The following is a 15772-nucleotide window of genomic DNA, read 5'->3' as shown; positions in this document are numbered from 1 at the left end:
TCGCATATGACAGGCCCGGCAGTCTTGCCGGGCCATTCTTTATCAAACGTACTGAATAAACATGTCGGCCATTTCTCGCCCCTTCTGGATTACCCTTGGTGCAATCTCGATTGCATTTCATCTCTGGCTGATTTTTTCCGGCCTTGTTCCCAACCTTGTCAGTCGACCGATCCATATGGCGCTTGCCTTGCCATGGGCGCTGATCTTTGTTGCGAAAACACCTGCACAAAAGATTTCGGGCATCATTCTGACCGTGACCGGATTGATTGGCTGTGGCTGGATCGTGTTCAATCAGTCCGCACTTGGGGATCAGTACGGATTCCTGATGGGCAATGGCCAGATCGCGATGGCTTCGGCACTTCTTCTTATCGTGCTTGAAATGGCGCGCCGGGCGATTGGATGGCCCTTGCCGCTGGTTGCTGCGATTGCTCTTATTTACGCACTTTACGGCGAATACATTCCCGGCGAGTTCGGTCATGCCGGTCTTCCGGTCGAAAGCATGCTTGGCACTCTGACCATTGCCGAAGGCGGTCTTTGGGGCAGCCTGACCGGTGTTTCGGTCAGCATCGTCGCGATCTTTGTAATTTTTGGTGCCGTCCTGAATGCCGGTGAAGCCGGGCAGGGCTTCATGAATGTTGCCGGTGCGGCGGCCGGACGCCTTAAGGGTGGTGCGGCCAAGGTATCGGTGGTGTCATCGGCATTGTTCGGGTCCATATCGGGATCGGCATCGGCCAATGTGGCATCGACCGGGGCAATTACCCTTCCTGCGATGACCAGGCTTGGTTATCCCAAACGTCTTGCAGCTGCGGTCGAGGCCGTTGCGTCATCGGGTGGCCAGATCATGCCGCCACTGATGGGGGCAGGTGCCTTTGTGATGGTCGAGCTGACCGGACGCCCCTATGTCGATATCATGGTGGCGGCGATCCTGCCGGCGATCCTTTATTTTCTGGCCGTCTGGGTCGGGATTAATGCCTTTGCCCAGCGCTATGACCTTCCCGGCGTTCCCGAGGAAGATCGCCCGCAAATGCGCGCGGTTGTCATTACGTCCTGTTTCTTCCTCGTCCCCTTTACAATCTTGCTGTGGGGGATGTTTGGCGGGGGTTACACACCGCAATATGCTGCATGTCTTGCTTTGATGGCCGGTGCAGCATTGCTGTTCTTTGATGCCGGACTGACCTTTGATCTCAACCGTGCAAAAGACCGGTTTACCGATGTTTGCCTGAATGCCGGACGTCAGGTTGCAATGATCGGGTCGATCATTCTGTGTGCCTCGATTGTCATCGGTGTTCTGGGACTGACCGGGCTTGGGATCAAGATCACCTCGCTTCTGCTTTCTGGATCAGGCGGCATGTTGTGGCCGGCCTTGTTGCTCACGGCACTGGCCTGTCTGATCCTTGGGATGGAAGTCCCGACGACGGCGGCCTATGTGATCTGCGTGTCGGTTGCGGGACCGGCCCTGATCGAGCTTGGGCTTGAACCGCTTCAGGCACATTTGTTTGTGTTCTGGTTTGCACTGCTTTCAACCATCACGCCGCCGGTCTGCGGGGCCGTGTTCATTGCCGCAGGCATGGTCGAGGAAAACTGGCTCAAGGTTGCCGGAACGGCGATGGCGCTTGGTGTCGGCCTTTACATCGTGCCACTGGCGATGATCGCCAACGCATCGCTGATTGATCTGGCCAATGATCCGGTCTGGGCCATTGCCGCGGGGCTTAAGGTCTCGGTTGGTTTGACAGCCATATCGTTTGGTTTGATTTCGCCGCGCTCTGCAGTGATACGTTCCGCACTGGTTGCAGTTGGCGGCATAGCCATCTTTGCTGCGGGAATCTGAATGACAAAAGGTCGACAGGGAACCCTGTCGACCTTTTTGTTTTGCTCTTGCTCAAAAGCGTTTTCTAAGCGGATGCGCGTCCACTGCGCGGCCCGGCAAACAGCCAGATGATCAGACCAAGTACCGGCAAGACCAGAATAAGCACGGTCCAGATGACTTTCGATCCGGTGCTGGCACCGCTGCCCATCACATTGACGATGGCCCATACGTCGGCAATCAGAACCAACAGGCCAATAATTCCACCATACTCAACCATGTTCCAACCTCATCATTATTGCTGCGGCGATCATGGCCGCGCCTGAAGGATAAACGGTTGATTACCGCCGTTGTTCCCGTGCGGGGTAACTTGATGGCTTAACTTGGCTGTCAATCAGGGGCAAAGATTAGTGATCAGACAACCTGCCCGGCCGACCAGCCCGATGACCAGGCCCACTGGAAATTGAACCCGCCAAGATGGCCGGTCACATCAACGACCTCACCGATGAAATAAAGGCCCGGCACATCGCGTGCTTCCATGGTTTTGGATGACAGGGCATTGGTATCTACCCCGCCAACCGTAACCTCGGCAGTGCGGTAACCTTCTGTCCCGCTTGGCGTAACCGACCATTGATTGACATCCATGGCAAGTTTGCGCAGCGCCTTGTCCCCGGTTTCGCCAATCGGGCGTTCAAGTCCGTGGCGGGCAGTAATCATCTGTGCGAGCCGGTTTGGCAGAATGCGTGACAGAACATTATGAACGGCCTGTTTCGGATTTTCGGCCTTGGCCGATTTCAAAAGATCGAACGCGTCTTCTTCCGGGTTCAGGTTAACCGAGATGCTGTCACCTTCGTTCCAATAGGACGAAATTTGCAAGATCGACGGGCCAGACAGACCGCGATGGGTAAACAGCAATCCTTCGCGGAACTGCTTTTTGTTGCAGCCAACAATCGCATCCACCGAGATGCCTGAAAGTTCACCGGTTCTGGCGCGCAGGTCCGGGTCAAAGACAAAGGGTACAAGCGCCGCACGGGTCGGGATAACATTGATCCCGAACTGGCGGGCAATCTGATACCCGAACCCGGTCGCACCGATTTTCGGGATTGATAATCCGCCACAGGCAACGACAAGGGACTGACAGGTCCATTGCGCACCGGTGCGCGTGGTGACGTCAAAACCTTCATCATCACGCCGCATGATGTTTGATATTTCGGTATTGAGGCGGATTTCAACATTTGCCGCATCACATTCATCAAGCAGCATGTCAATGATCTGGAAGGATGATTCATCGCAGAACAGCTGCCCCAGCGTTTTCTCGTGCCAGGTGATATTGTAGCTGTTCACCAGATCCAGAAAATCATGCTGCGTATAGCGTTTAAGTGCCGATACACAGAACCGCTTGTTCTCGGAAATGAAGTTTTCCGGGCTGGTATGGACATTGGTGAAATTGCACCGCCCGCCGCCGGAAATACGAATTTTCTCTGCGGGCTTGGCGGAATGATCAACGACGACGACAGAACGCCCGCGCTTGCCAGCTTCGATCGCGCACATCAGGCCAGCCGCACCTGCGCCAATGATCAGAACATCAATTTTTTTCACGTAAACCAGACCAGTTTGAATTGGATGAGTTGGCCAGCCTTATACGTGGAAATAAGGATGTTGTCAGCGTTCTCAGGCGCAACGCTGATTTGCTGTTTTGCCGTCGACGTTTTTGTTCTGCGTTACGTCGGGACTGCATTCGGCGGTGTCTGTTGCGATATCGCGTTCGCTTGCAACCTGATTACGGCCCTTTGATTTCGCATGATAAAGGGCCTGATCCGCGCGCTCGATCAGGCGGACAAGTGGCTCGCCAAACTTGAATGTGGCAACACCGATAGAGACGGTAACGCTGCCGATTACCTTGTTTGTCGTTCTACTGACGATTTTGTGGGTTTCAACACTTTGCCGCAGCAGATTGGCGAACTGTTTGGCGCATCCCAGTCCGGTTCCCGGAAGGATGATGGCAAACTCCTCGCCTCCGTAACGAGCGGCAAGGTCCTGTCCCTTGACATTGCGCTGAAGCGATTCAGCCATCAGACGAATGACCTGATCACCGGCCTGATGGCCGTGATTGTCATTGAAGTTTTTGAAGTGATCAATATCAAGCAACAGCAAGCTCATAGGCTTGCCATGCTCCATGGCAGACATCGCTTCTTTACGCAGTTGCTGATCGAACGCCTTGCGATTGGCAATGCCGGTCAGCCCGTCGGTCATGGCTTCGCGCTTCATATTTGCCAGATCCTGACGCAGACGGGAAATCTCCGTCGAGCTATGATCAAGGCTGTTTTCAAAGCTGTGATTTGCGCCTTCCATCTGCCGGGTTGCTCCCAAAAGACTGTCAAGCGAGTCTTCAAGATTGCTGAAATCTCGGCTGGCGATGTAGTCGCAGAAGTGATCCAGGGCCTTGCCATATTTGCTGGTATCGATACCGATTTTCTGCACGTTTGACAGGGTATCATTGATCTGGAGGCGTAAGTCCTCGGTAATCCTGCCAATGATCTTGCGTTCACGTTCAGCACCGAAAAAGCGGTCATGGATCGCCTTGCATTGCAGTTCGTCAAACTCGCAATTGTTGCTAAGCAGAATATCGATAGTCTGGTTCATATCCGGGTTGGTACCCGCGATGTAGGAATAGAAGATCAGAAAATTGTCAGGATGCGGAACCACACCAAGTTGCGCCATCAGGGTAAGCGCACTCTTGGAATGTTGCTGGGCATTCTCGTGACGAAGACCGTATGTGTGCATGGCCAACCTGGAAGATATTCCTGATTATGTGTCGGAACGGGCAGAATACTCTCTTTCCAGTTGTGCAGGTTTGATTTGGATCAGTGATTTCTTATGGAGGTGACGAGCCCGGGTTTTATGGTTTGTTCATTCCGGAAAGCTATGTTCAGATCATTCAAAGGGCAGGAAACAAAGGGCATGCAAACAATGTCGAAATTCAGGGATGTCATCAGGATTGTTCTTCTGACGGGCGTGTTGCTCATCGGCGGGGCAAACCATCACGCCTTTGCGCAGACCGATGGCGATAGCAAGTCACAGACGGAAAGCCCCCTGCCACCTGATGGCATTGATTTCAGACCACTTGATCCGGCAGAACGATCAAACATGCCGCCATTGATGGAGCGTTATGTTCTCGACGAACTTAAAAACCTGCGCACCGAGATGCAGGGCATGCGCGCAGAACTTTTGCGTGAAGTCGTCAATCGTCAGCTGGAAGCCATCGACAAGGCAATTTCCTATTCGTCCAATACGGTGACCTATTTCTTCTATTTTGTTGCAGCGGTCGGTGCGCTTCTGACCATGCTGGGCTGGCAATCCTTGCGCGAACTGAAATCAAGCGTGCGAAATCTGGCCGACACGGAATTGCATCGTCTGTCCGAAGAATTCGAAGCGCGCCTTTCATCGCTTGAAGATGAACTGCGCCTGAAATCCAGGGTCATCAACGAACATCAGCACGAAATTGAACGGACCCAGACCATCCATGCCTTGTGGCTGCAAGCCAACCAGCTGTCAAACCCGCGCTCAAAAATCGAAACCTATGACAAGATTCTCGAACTGGCACCGGGCGATCCCGAAGTCATGGCCTATAAGGCCGACGCTGCCTTGCAACTGGGGGATCGTGACTGGGCGCTCAGCCTGTGCAACAGGCTGCTGGCCGAGGCGCCGGAAAATGCCAACGGATACTATCAGCGTGCTTGTGCGAATGCCGGTCTTGGCTTCCGCGAAGCAGCCCTTGCCGATCTGCAGCGTGCGGTGGAACTTTCTGAATCAATGCGACAACCAGCCTGGACCGAAGAAGAATTCGAACCCCTTCGCGATATGAAGGAATTCGAGGACATTCTTGGCGACAAGAATGATGCGAAACCCGCAGAATGATTTTACACCCCAAGGTGTCGGGGTAATACGGGTCGCGTCGAAAATGAAAAAGCCCCGCAGTTTTGCTACGGGGCTTTTTGCAATCTGAAGGTCGGATGCCTTATGCGGAAGGCAGCTCGTTCCAAAGCGGATGGATTGGTGCGACGTCTTCTTCGATCTTGGTGAAGCGTGCATCGCAATCAAAGAAATAGTTGTCGGTCAGATCGTCATTGACCTGCGATACTTCGCCGACAATGACCGGGCCTTTGCCTTCCTGACCATAGAAGCGATGAACAAGTGTGCGCGGCAGCGTGACACTCTGTCCCGGTTCAAGAACCACCTTGCCACCGGCAGGAAGGATGTTGAGCTTCCCATCGGTGCGGACATGAACGTCATTGACGCGATCCATCTGGCCGTCTTCGGTCAGGTTGCAAAGCTCGATCACCAGATTGCCGCCACCGCGTACAATGATGTCTTCCATTTTGACCTTGTGGTAATGCCATGGACATTCCTGATTTTCGCCAACAATCATGATCTTTTCGGCATAGGGGACTTCGCCCGGCTGACGCAGGATGCCGTTGCGCAGGCAGAAAAGAATTAGGCCGCGTTTGTCAAAATTGCCTTCGCCATAATCGGTCACGTCCCAGCCCATCTGATGGCCGCGGCACCATTTCGCAAGATCAGGTTCGGCGTCCCACTGTTGCGGGCTGTAATGTGCCCATTCCGGCAGTTTGAATGCGATGGATGCGTACAGCTCTTTGGCGTGCTCGATGCAGGCATTGATTTCAGAACGCAGCATGGAAGACCTCTTGTGGCTTATGGATGGTATGGGTCAGATACTGGAACAATGTTCTGGCCCTTAAACTGTTGGCGCGGTTTTAACATGACGGATATCAGAAAGCGATAGTTTTTGAATGCATTCAAAAACAGGGCTGGAAACAGATTTCAGGGATCGGTGTCTGTTAAACGATGCCTCTCTATTGCCGCTTTTTCTGTCCATACACTGAGATAAGAAGTATTCTTCAAGACACAAAACACACGCAGTGGGTGTGGCATCAAGGGACAAGAACATGGCGCAATCTTCGGGCTTTGCAAATGTGGTCGCGGGAATTCTGGTTGCAGGCGGCATCGCGGCATCCGGATGGATGATCGGTCAGGGGATCGAAAACATGCGATCGCTTGATCGCTTTGTCACCGTCAAGGGATTGGCAGAGCGCGACGTGAAGGCCGACAAGGCCGTCTGGCCGATCACCTATGTTGCCACCGATGACGTGCTGCAAAATGCCCAGGGCAAGATCGATGCCGATACCAAAACCCTTTTTGACTTTCTGGCATCGCACGGCATTCCACGGGAACAGACTGAACTGCAAAATCTGCAAGTCACCGACCAGCTTGCCCAAGCCTATCGGTCGGGTCCGGTCGAAAGCCGCTATATCGTCAATCAGACCATTCAGGTCCGAACCGATGATGTCGATGCGGTGATCGCAGCTTCGCAGGATATCGGCAAACTGCTTCAGGGCGGGATCGTTCTGGGCGGGCAGGGCTATAATCCGGGGCCGAGTTATCTGTTCACCGGGCTTAACGCCATCAAACCCGAAATGATCGCAGCCGCAACCGCCAATGCCCGCGAGGCCGCCCTGCAATTTGCAACGGACTCGGGTGGTCAGCTGGGCGGTATCCGGCGGGCGACCCAGGGACTGTTTCAAATTCTGGCCGGTGATGGCGCACCCAACATGACTGATTCCAGTCAGATCAATAAAACGGTCCGGGTTGTGACCACCATGGAATATCTGATCAAGGACTAACTGTCCCGAAGGCCGGAAGCAGGTTGTATGGGTCAGTTGCTCACCGATCTGTTGACAGTCAGGCCAAAGCTGGTTTTATGCGCGCCATGGCGCAATTGATCCTGTTTAACAAACCATATGGCGTTTTGACCCAGTTTACCGACCGTGAAAACGGTCGGGCGACTTTGGCCGACTATATTGATCTGCCCGGGGTCTATGCCGCTGGCCGACTTGATCGCGACAGCGAAGGTTTGCTGTTACTCACCGATCACGGGCCGCTCAATGCCCAGATTGCTCATCCGAAATACAAAAAACCCAAAACCTATCTGGTGCAGGTCGATGGCGAACCGACGGACGAGGCCCTTGATGCCCTGCGTAACGGGGTTGAGCTGAAAGACGGTATGACGCTTCCTGCCAGGGTGCGTCGGATCGATGCGCCCGCCAATCTCTGGGAACGTGATCCGCCGGTACGCTATCGCAAGGAAATCCCGACCAGCTGGATTGAGCTTAGCATTACCGAAGGTCGCAACCGTCAGGTGCGGCGAATGACGGCGGCGGTGGGTTTTCCAACCCTGCGTCTGATCCGCCATGCCATCGGTGACTGGACGCTTGATGGCCTGGCGCCCGGCGAATGGAAAGTGATCGAAGTCGAAGCACCACCCGCAACCCATCGGCGCTTGTTGCCCGGATCGGCAAAGCCGCCACGGCGTGACGAGCTTGATAAGATTGCGGCGGTGGATATTGCTCATGAACCGTCATCGCGACCGTCGCGCCGAAAAGGCGGGTATAAACCGGCCCGTCACCGAAACGCCCGGTCCGATCCGGCTCCGTCAGGGCAAGACCGGTCAAATCAGGGCCCCTCAGGTAAACGTGCAGCAACGACTGCGACCTCAGCCGGGCGCAGCAAAACGGGCGGTTCCCGAAGTGCAAAGCCCGGTAAACGTTCGTCGGGGCGTTCCGGTGTGAAATCGTATTCTGTCAAAGGCGGGCGAAACGGTGCGCGCCCCAAGAAAGGATAGACCGACATGTTAAGTTATCTGCACGGATTTCATGCCGGGAACTTTGCGGACATGCATAAACATGCCGCTCTTTGGCTTGTGCTGTCGCATTTGCGCAAAAAGAAAAAGCCGTTCTGCGTAATTGATACCCATGCTGGGTCCGGCTGGTATGATCTTGGCAGTGAACAGGCCGCCAAGACCGGCGAATGGAAAGACGGCTATGCGCTGGCCAAGGCCGGTGCCAATCCACCAGAAATGTTGCAGCAATATCTTGATCACGTTGCCGGTTTTGACCCGAAGGCAAGGGGGCGTGATTATGGTGTGCGCGAAGATGATGAATATCGTGGTCCGTTTTATCCGGGTTCGCCGTTTATTGTGCGCGAAATGCTGCGCGAGGACGATCAGCTTGTCCTGATGGAACTTCATCCGCGCGAATTTGAAACGCTGCATCACCGTGTAAAGCGCGATGACCGAATTCACCTGCATAAACGTGACGGATATGAAGGTCTGGTTGGCATGATGCCGCCTGCCATCCGTCGCGGTCTGGTGCTGATGGATCCGAGTTACGACGTCAAACAGGACTATCAGAAAGCAGCGGCCGCCATCCGGCAGGCATGGGACAAATGGCCAACCGGGACATTCATGTTGTGGTATCCGATCCTTGAGGACGGCTTTGATACCGACCTTCGCAGATCATTTGGCGCCATCAAGTCAGCGGGGGGCGTCCTGTGTGCGGAACTTGCAAGTCGCGATGGCGGGGCAAAGGGCCGGATGCGTGGCACCGGGTTGCTTGTGATCAACCCGCCCTGGCAATTTGATCAGCAGCTTGATGAAATCGGAAACTGGCTTGCAAAGACATGCAAGCTCCCCGGTCCGGCCAAGCATTCAGTGCACTGGCTGGTTGCAGCCGAATAAAACAAGCCCCGCGACAAAGTTGTCAGCGGGGCTTGGTGCGTTGGGACGCAGTGGTACTCATTTGCGGGAAGTCAGATCCCGAAGAAGGGCTGCAGCAATTTGGGCAGCAGTCGATTGAATTTCATCGGCGCGTCGGTTGCGATCAGACAGATGCATTCCTCGGCGGTGTCGGCAATCGGCTGATGATCGACATCGTCGTCAAGATCGGCAACGTCACCGGCACGGAACCGGCCGATCTCGTCGATATATGATCCCTTGATCAAAAGCGTCATCTCATGACCATGATGGCCGTGATCGGGAATGGAAATTCCCGGCGCGATTTTAAGTAGACGGACAGTGCCCTTGCTTTCAATCGATTTCAGTTGAAAATGCTTTACACCCGGTGCCAGCGTTTTCCAGGGAATGTCATCGAGTGACGTGACATTTTCCGGAAGCAATTCGGCCAAGGGGCGCGGCAAAGCCGCCATCGCGCTGCCCGTAATGCTTTCGCCAACCGCAATACGCCGCAAGGATGGCAGCTTTTCCGTGACGATATTCTCGTTGGTGGCTTCACGTTCAAGCATGGCCATCACGTGATCGAGCGAGTGGGCTGTCATTTCCATGCTATCGGCATTTTCAAGCACAGCACCGCCCATGGTTTCAAACCCGTTGACCTTGCTGCGGCATTGCGGGCAGACAGTCATGTGGGTTGCCACCAAAAGTTCCATCGCCTGCGACAATGCGCCGCTGGAATAATCCATCAGGGTCTGGTCTGTTGGATGATGTTTGATATTCATGCGACACCTTCCAGTCCGCCGCGTAACTTGCCAAGTGCAAGTCGCAACCGCGATTTCACGGTTCCCAGCGGGATATTCAGACGCTCGGCAATTTCGCTGTGTGAGCAATCTTCAAAAAACGACAATTCAACAACCACCTTCTGGTCGGCTGGCAATTCTTCCATCGCTGCCTTGACGAGAACGGCTTCCTGATCGCGGCTGACGACTTCGTCTGCCAGCGGGTCTTCGTCAACAATCAGCGTCGGGTCGGAATCATCAACCTCGATATGTTTGCGTTGCCGGAACCGGTCAATGCGAAGGTTCCTGGCAACCGTAAAAATCCATGTACTTGCCGCGGCCTTGGAGGGATCAAACAGGTGCGCCTTGCGCCACACCTGCATCATTGCTTCCTGAGCGAGTTCTTCGGCGGTTTCGGCGTTTCCGCCAAACCGGAACATATAGGCCTTAACGCGCGGGGCAAAATGCGCAAACAATTGCGCAAACGCCTCGCGGTCACGTGTCATCGCAACAGCAACGATCCAATCGGCACATTTTTTTGCCTCCACCGGGTCAACCGGACCGGGGCGTTTGGGCTTGGTGCCGTTCATTCTGGTTTCGGGTCCCCTTTGGGGCCGCGCCAAGATCATGTTCATCATACATATCTTACGGCGGCCGCGTTCATTTGGATCAGAAGAAATTGTACGTTTTCTGCCAGATACTTACAATGTCAGCAGGTAAATAATATTCAGTGATCCGCATGTTGTTGTGATGCGTATTCATATGTAGCTTTGAAATCATAACTGCAAGCAGGCCGGGCTCATATGAACGTTGTCACATCGGGGAAACTCAACATCGCAGTCGTCGGTTCCGGCATTTCCGGTTTATCGGCCGCATGGCTATTGAGCCAGTCCCACAATGTGACGCTTTATGAAAAGGATGACCGGCCCGGCGGGCATTCCAACACGGTTGATGCTGGCCAGACGCCGGTCGATACGGGATTTATTGTCTATAACACCCGCTGTTACCCGAACCTTTGTGCATTGTTTGACCATCTCGGTGTCAAAACCGTACCAACCGACATGTCCTTTGCCGCGTCGATGGATGAAGGCGGGCTTGAATATGGTGGGGGTGACCTCAAATCCCTGTTTGCACAGAAACGCAATCTGTTTCGTCTGCGCTTCTGGAAGATGGTGCGCGACATCTTGCGCTTCTACCGCGAGGCGCCCGCCGCACTCGAAGACGGAACCGCCGAACATATAAGCCTTGGCGATTATTTGCGCGACAAACGCTATTCCAGGGCCTTCATCAATGATCATCTTTTGCCGATGGGGGCTGCAATCTGGTCGACGCCGGTCGATACCATGATGGCTTATCCGTTGGCTGCCTTTGTCCGGTTCTGTCAGAACCATGGCCTGTTACAGATCAAGGATCGTCCGCAATGGCGTACCGTGGTTGGCGGATCGCGCGAATATGTAAAACGCATGACGGCGGGCATATCGGGCGGGGTGATGCTTGATCGTGCGATTGCAAAGGTCGGACGCAATCCGGCGGGCGGAGCCTATGTCGAAGACCGTTATGGCAAGCGCGATCTTTATGATCACGTTGTGCTGGCCTGTCACGGTGACCAGGCACTTGGCCTTCAGGAAAATCCTGATGCGCGGGTCAAAGAATTGCTGTCGGCCTTTAAATATGAACGCAACCTTGCCATCTTGCATAGTGACCAAAGCCTGATGCCGAAAAACGCGAAGGTCTGGTCAAGCTGGAACTATCTGGCCGAAGAACAGGATGGTGAACAAAAGGTCTGCGTTACCTACTGGATGAACCGTTTGCAGCATCTCGATGACAGCACCCCGCTATTTGTGACCCTCAATCCGCCGCGCCATCCCCAAACCGGCAGCGTGATCCGCTCATTCCTGTATGACCATCCGCTCTTTGATGCTGGTGCGATGGCGGCCCAAAAGGATCTGTGGTCAATTCAGGGCGTCGACAATCTTTGGTATTGCGGCAGCTATTTCGGATATGGCTTCCACGAGGACGGACTTCAGTCGGGCTTGGCAGTGGCCGAGGCCCTTGGAAATGTTCGCCGTCCTTGGACTGTCGAAAATGAAAGCGGTCGCATCCATGTCCGCAACTCCGCGAAATCGCAATCGAGCGAGGCCGCATGAGCCAACCATCGCACAGCGCAAACTGGGCTTCGGCCCTGTATGAAGGGGTTGTAACCCATCATCGGCTGCGTCCGAAACGCCACAAGCTGCGTTATTCGGTGTTTTCCTTCCTGCTTGATCTTGATGAAATCGATGATTTGTCATCCCGGCTTCGGCTGTTTAGCCGCAACCGGTTCAATCTGTTTTCCTTCCATGATCGCGATCATGCCGACGGAGCAAATACAAATTTGCGCCGCCGTATGGAAACATTGTTGGGGCGTCATGGTTTGGGTGATTGTGCGCACAAAATCCGGTTGCTGTGCTATCCGCGGCTGCTTGGTTTCGTGTTCAATCCGTTGTCGGTCTATTTCTGTTATCGCGCCGACGCGACGATTGGTGCAGTCCTTTATGAGGTCTCGAACACCTTTGGTGACCGGCACAGCTACCTGATCCCGGTTGGGGAGCATGGCCTTGATGACAAAGGAGTTTTGCGCCAGTCCTGTGCCAAGGGGTTTTATGTTTCCCCCTTCATCGACATGGTGGCGGACTATCATTTCCGTATCCGTGTGCCCGGTGAAAATGTTGCGGTGACCATTCGTGAAACCGATGCCAAGGGCGCATTTCTAACAGCGGCATTCGTCGGTGATCGAAACGCACTTTCCGACCGTAAACTGTTTGGAGCATTCATTCGCTACCCGCTTATGACCCTGAAGGTCGTCGCGGGTATCCACTGGGAGGCGCTTCATCTTTGGCGCAAGGGGATGACATTCCACAAACGACCGGCACCCCCGCAAGACGCGGTAACCTATGTGCTGGAAACCGGGACTGCAGCGGCCCAAGCAGGAAAGAGATAAGAAAAATGCCAGACCGCAACTCTTCGGCTTCAGAATTGTCTGTTTCAATGCGCGATCGTCTTGTGCCCTTGCTGGGCAGCATGACGGGAAATCGCAGCCTGTTGAAAGTCATGCTGCGCAGGGTTTTGTCGCATCTGCATTACGGCAGGCTGACCCTTGTTCTGCCCGATGGAGACAATCTTCATTTCGTCGGTAACCACGAAAATGATCTTCAGGCCGCGATCCATATCCATGACTGGAAAGCCATTCGCAAGCTTGCCACGGGCGGTGACGTCGCCTTTGCCGAGGCCTATATGGATGGCAGCTGGAGCAGCCCTGACATTACCCGGCTGATGCGGGTTGCGATGCTGAACGAGAATATCGTCCGGGCGCGTCTTGCCGGGGGGCTTTTGTCACGCACGATTGCGCGGATCGGGCATTTGCGTAATGCCAACACGCTCGAAGGATCAAGACGCAATATTTCCTATCACTATGATCTCGGTAACGATTTCTATGCTGGCTGGCTTGATCCCGGCATGACCTATTCATCGGGATATTATCGCCATTCTGACATGACGCTTGAATCCGCACAGGCCGCAAAATATCAGCGTATCTGTGATCTGGCCGACTTGCAGCCGGGCGAAACGGTTCTTGAGGTCGGGTGCGGCTGGGGCGGATTTGCCGAACTGTCGGCTGGAAAATATCGCTGCAATGTGACCGGCCTGACATTGTCGGGCGAACAGCATGCCTATGCCCGTCGGCGTCTCCTGATGCAGGGGCTTAATGATCGCACCAACATTGTTCTGCGCGATTACCGTCATCAGGACGGACAGTTTGACAAGATCGTTTCCATCGAGATGTTCGAAGCCGTCGGTGAAGAACACTGGCCGACCTATTTCGAAATGATCCGCAAGTGTCTGCGTCCGGGTGGCCGGGCTGTATTGCAGATCATCACCATTGACGATGAACGGTTTGAAACCTATCGCAAGGGTGCCGATTTCATTCAGCGTTACATCTTCCCCGGTGGCATGTTGCCATCGCCAACAGCCCTTGCTGCGGCGGTCAGTGAAGCGGGGCTCAAGCTGCAGCATAGTGAATTCTTCGGCAAATCCTATGCCCGTACGCTGGGCGAATGGCAGCGCCGGTTCCAGCATGGCTGGGATGCAATTGCCAAACAGGGATTTGATCCGCGCTTCAAACGCATGTGGGAATATTATCTCGCCTATTGCGAAACCGGGTTTGAGTGCGGCTCGATCGATGTGGGTCTGTTCGTTATTGAACATCCCAACGATGCCCCAGCCTGATATTTCCCGTCACACGGCAATCTTTTATGCCCTTCCGGCGATGGCGGCTGCCGTGCCGACCATCCCGGCCTATGTATTATTGCCCAGCTACTATGGTGATGATCTCGGTCTTGGTCTTGCCATCACGGGTGCGGTGCTTTTGCTGGTGCGGGTAATTGATATGGCAACCGATCCGCTGATCGGCTGGTTATCTGATGTCACGGGCAGGCGCAAAATCTGGGTCGGTTTCGGGGCCGTGCTTGCCGGTATCGGATTATGGTATCTGTTCACGCCACCCGACATTCCGGATGCGGTTTATCTTTTTGTCTGGGCCAGTGTCCTGTTTCTGGGATGGACCCTTTTTCAGGTGCCCTATCTGGCCTGGGGGGCGGACCTGTCTGGCGATTACAAGACCCGAACATCTCTGACGGCCCTGCGTGAAGGGGCGGGGTTGATTGGTATCGTTCTGGCCGGTGGTATTCCGGTTCTGATCCATGCAACGGATCGCGCTGATGAAATCAGGATGCTTGCGGTCGTCACACTTGTTTTGGGTGCCGTCTTTGTCGCGCTTCTGATCTGGCAGGTGCCTGATCCTGTTGCGCAGCGTAAACGTCCAAAATCGATTGCCATTGCAAGGCCAACAGTTGCCATCCGTCTCGGATTGCGCAGCTTGCGCGATAATCGGCTTTTTGTGCGGTTGCTTGCAGCCTGGATGATCAATGGTCTTGCTGCCGGGTTGCCAGCTGTGTGTTTCCCGCTTTTCGTACGCTATTATCTGCAACTTGATCAAGGCACGGAAAACGTTCTGATCCTGTTGTATTTCCTTGCGGCAATCATCGCCATTCCGCTTTGGGCTTTTCTGTCGGCCCGGTTTGGAAAGCATCGCGTCTGGTGCCTTGCGATGGCAATCGCCATCATTGCCTTTGGCTTTGTGCCGTTCCTTTCGGTTGGGGATGCGGTCGGGTTCGGGGTGATCTGTCTTGTGACAGGTGCGGCACTGGGGGCTGATCTTGCCCTGCCACCGGCCATTCAGGCCGATGTGGATGACTGGGATCATTACCGTTTTGGGACGCGACGGACCGCATTGCTTTTTGCCCTTTGGAACATGACCAACAAGCTTGCCATGGCGCTTGCCGCCGGGATTGCCTTGCCAATTCTGGGGGCATTTGGACTAACGGATGACGCGGGGCAAAAAAGCGGCGCATTGGTCGTGCTTGTTTTGATCTATGCGGTCATCCCCATCGTACTGAAATCAGGAGCAATCGGGATGATGTGGCGCTTTCCTTTGGGGGCATCGCATCAGATTGCAATATGTCGGCGCCTGTCACGCCGCACTGTTTGATCTTGGGGCCAGATAGT

General features: G+C 54.4%; 15 protein-coding genes. 9 read left to right on the top strand and 6 right to left on the bottom strand.

All coding sequences use genetic code 11. The features are described from left to right. Positions 1-61 precede the first annotated feature (61 nt). The gene (locus WA318_RS17715) at positions 62-1828 is read left to right on the top strand and encodes a TRAP transporter permease (protein ID WP_336083255.1); all 1767 of its coding nucleotides are present in this window, start codon (positions 62-64) and stop codon (positions 1826-1828) included. Between the two features lie 64 nt (positions 1829-1892). Here the strand turns inward: WA318_RS17715 and WA318_RS17710 are convergent, their stop codons facing one another. The 3 genes from WA318_RS17710 to WA318_RS17700 all read right to left on the bottom strand — a co-directional run bounded on the left by WA318_RS17710 (position 1893) and on the right by WA318_RS17700 (position 4588). After that, positions 1893-2084: a PLD nuclease N-terminal domain-containing protein gene (locus WA318_RS17710; RefSeq protein WP_336083253.1), complete on the bottom strand. Its 192-nt coding sequence runs from the start codon at positions 2082-2084 to the stop codon at positions 1893-1895. A 134-nt stretch (positions 2085-2218) separates the two neighbouring features. Then, positions 2219-3403, bottom strand: a complete 1185-nt coding sequence (locus WA318_RS17705; protein WP_114096987.1) for an NAD(P)/FAD-dependent oxidoreductase — start codon at positions 3401-3403, stop codon at positions 2219-2221. A 72-nt stretch (positions 3404-3475) separates the two neighbouring features. Next, on the bottom strand, positions 3476-4588 hold the full coding sequence (locus WA318_RS17700; RefSeq protein ID WP_336083336.1) for a GGDEF domain-containing protein: 1113 nt from the start codon (positions 4586-4588) through the stop codon (positions 3476-3478). Between the two features lie 177 nt (positions 4589-4765). Between WA318_RS17700 and WA318_RS17695 the strand changes: the two genes are divergently transcribed. Continuing rightward, positions 4766-5722, top strand: coding sequence for a TPR end-of-group domain-containing protein (locus WA318_RS17695; RefSeq protein ID WP_258548613.1), 957 nt, complete (start codon positions 4766-4768; stop codon positions 5720-5722). Between the two features lie 100 nt (positions 5723-5822). Here the strand turns inward: WA318_RS17695 and WA318_RS17690 are convergent, their stop codons facing one another. Further along, positions 5823-6500, bottom strand: coding sequence for a D-lyxose/D-mannose family sugar isomerase (locus tag WA318_RS17690; RefSeq protein ID WP_114096988.1), 678 nt, complete (start codon positions 6498-6500; stop codon positions 5823-5825). 271 nt (positions 6501-6771) lie between these two features. On the opposite strand from WA318_RS17690, the gene WA318_RS17685 reads away from it, so the two are divergent. From WA318_RS17685 to WA318_RS17675, 3 genes are all read left to right on the top strand, one after another. Further along, positions 6772-7506: an SIMPL domain-containing protein gene (locus WA318_RS17685; protein ID WP_336083251.1), complete on the top strand. Its 735-nt coding sequence runs from the start codon at positions 6772-6774 to the stop codon at positions 7504-7506. An 86-nt stretch (positions 7507-7592) separates the two neighbouring features. Continuing rightward, complete coding sequence (locus WA318_RS17680) at positions 7593-8504, top strand: rRNA large subunit pseudouridine synthase E (RefSeq protein ID WP_336083250.1); 912 nt, start codon at positions 7593-7595, stop codon at positions 8502-8504. Positions 8505-8510: 6 nt separating this feature from the next. Further along, the gene (locus WA318_RS17675) at positions 8511-9398 is read left to right on the top strand and encodes a 23S rRNA (adenine(2030)-N(6))-methyltransferase RlmJ (protein WP_336083248.1); all 888 of its coding nucleotides are present in this window, start codon (positions 8511-8513) and stop codon (positions 9396-9398) included. A 71-nt stretch (positions 9399-9469) separates the two neighbouring features. Here the strand turns inward: WA318_RS17675 and WA318_RS17670 are convergent, their stop codons facing one another. Together WA318_RS17670 and WA318_RS17665 are read right to left on the bottom strand one after the other, a co-directional pair. Then, the gene (locus tag WA318_RS17670) at positions 9470-10174 is read right to left on the bottom strand and encodes a ChrR family anti-sigma-E factor (RefSeq protein WP_336083246.1); all 705 of its coding nucleotides are present in this window, start codon (positions 10172-10174) and stop codon (positions 9470-9472) included. Next, complete coding sequence (locus tag WA318_RS17665) at positions 10171-10761, bottom strand: sigma-70 family RNA polymerase sigma factor (protein ID WP_258548614.1); 591 nt, start codon at positions 10759-10761, stop codon at positions 10171-10173. The genes WA318_RS17670 and WA318_RS17665 overlap by 4 nt, the downstream gene beginning before the upstream one ends. 213 nt (positions 10762-10974) lie before the next feature. Here WA318_RS17665 and WA318_RS17660 point away from each other — a divergent pair, with 213 nt between their 5' ends. Genes WA318_RS17660 through WA318_RS17645 form a run of 4 tightly spaced genes read left to right on the top strand, consistent with a single transcriptional unit; the run spans position 10975 to position 15755 of the window. After that, entirely contained in the window at positions 10975-12318 is a 1344-nt protein-coding gene (locus tag WA318_RS17660; protein ID WP_336083243.1) for an NAD(P)/FAD-dependent oxidoreductase, read from the top strand. Further along, positions 12315-13151 carry a DUF1365 domain-containing protein gene (locus tag WA318_RS17655; protein WP_336083241.1) on the top strand — a complete coding sequence of 279 codons (837 nt, stop codon included), beginning with the start codon at positions 12315-12317 and terminating at the stop codon, positions 13149-13151. The genes WA318_RS17660 and WA318_RS17655 overlap by 4 nt, the downstream gene beginning before the upstream one ends. A gap of 47 nt (positions 13152-13198) precedes the next feature. Next, a complete protein-coding gene (locus tag WA318_RS17650) occupies positions 13199-14434 on the top strand; it encodes a cyclopropane-fatty-acyl-phospholipid synthase family protein (RefSeq protein WP_336083239.1) in 1236 nt (411 codons plus the stop codon). Continuing rightward, positions 14421-15755 (top strand): MFS transporter, encoded by a 1335-nt coding sequence (locus tag WA318_RS17645; RefSeq protein WP_336083237.1) that lies wholly within the window; start codon positions 14421-14423, stop codon positions 15753-15755. The genes WA318_RS17650 and WA318_RS17645 overlap by 14 nt, the downstream gene beginning before the upstream one ends. Positions 15756-15772 lie beyond the last annotated feature (17 nt).

Origin of the sequence: Thalassospira sp. CH_XMU1448-2 (assembly GCF_037027285.1) — a bacterium.
In the GTDB taxonomy this organism is placed as follows: domain Bacteria; phylum Pseudomonadota; class Alphaproteobacteria; order Rhodospirillales; family Thalassospiraceae; genus Thalassospira; species Thalassospira profundimaris_C.
This window is presented reverse-complemented; position numbering and strand designations above follow the sequence as displayed.

Excerpts from the sequence above, each read along its gene's own strand:
- WA318_RS17715 (WP_336083255.1), top strand. The coding sequence starts at position 62 with ATGTCGGCCATTTCTCGCCCCTTCTGGATTACCCTTGGTGCAATCTCG.
- WA318_RS17710 (WP_336083253.1), bottom strand. The coding sequence starts at position 2,084 with ATGGTTGAGTATGGTGGAATTATTGGCCTGTTGGTTCTGATTGCCGAC.
- WA318_RS17700 (WP_336083336.1), bottom strand. The coding sequence starts at position 4,588 with ATGCACACATACGGTCTTCGTCACGAGAATGCCCAGCAACATTCCAAG.
- WA318_RS17695 (WP_258548613.1), top strand. The coding sequence starts at position 4,766 with ATGCAAACAATGTCGAAATTCAGGGATGTCATCAGGATTGTTCTTCTG.
- WA318_RS17690 (WP_114096988.1), bottom strand. The coding sequence starts at position 6,500 with ATGCTGCGTTCTGAAATCAATGCCTGCATCGAGCACGCCAAAGAGCTG.
- WA318_RS17685 (WP_336083251.1), top strand. The coding sequence starts at position 6,772 with ATGGCGCAATCTTCGGGCTTTGCAAATGTGGTCGCGGGAATTCTGGTT.
- WA318_RS17680 (WP_336083250.1), top strand. The coding sequence starts at position 7,593 with ATGGCGCAATTGATCCTGTTTAACAAACCATATGGCGTTTTGACCCAG.
- WA318_RS17675 (WP_336083248.1), top strand. The coding sequence starts at position 8,511 with ATGTTAAGTTATCTGCACGGATTTCATGCCGGGAACTTTGCGGACATG.
- WA318_RS17670 (WP_336083246.1), bottom strand. The coding sequence starts at position 10,174 with ATGAATATCAAACATCATCCAACAGACCAGACCCTGATGGATTATTCC.
- WA318_RS17665 (WP_258548614.1), bottom strand. The coding sequence starts at position 10,761 with ATGAACGGCACCAAGCCCAAACGCCCCGGTCCGGTTGACCCGGTGGAG.
- WA318_RS17660 (WP_336083243.1), top strand. The coding sequence starts at position 10,975 with ATGAACGTTGTCACATCGGGGAAACTCAACATCGCAGTCGTCGGTTCC.
- WA318_RS17655 (WP_336083241.1), top strand. The coding sequence starts at position 12,315 with ATGAGCCAACCATCGCACAGCGCAAACTGGGCTTCGGCCCTGTATGAA.
- WA318_RS17650 (WP_336083239.1), top strand. The coding sequence starts at position 13,199 with ATGCGCGATCGTCTTGTGCCCTTGCTGGGCAGCATGACGGGAAATCGC.
- WA318_RS17645 (WP_336083237.1), top strand. The coding sequence starts at position 14,421 with ATGCCCCAGCCTGATATTTCCCGTCACACGGCAATCTTTTATGCCCTT.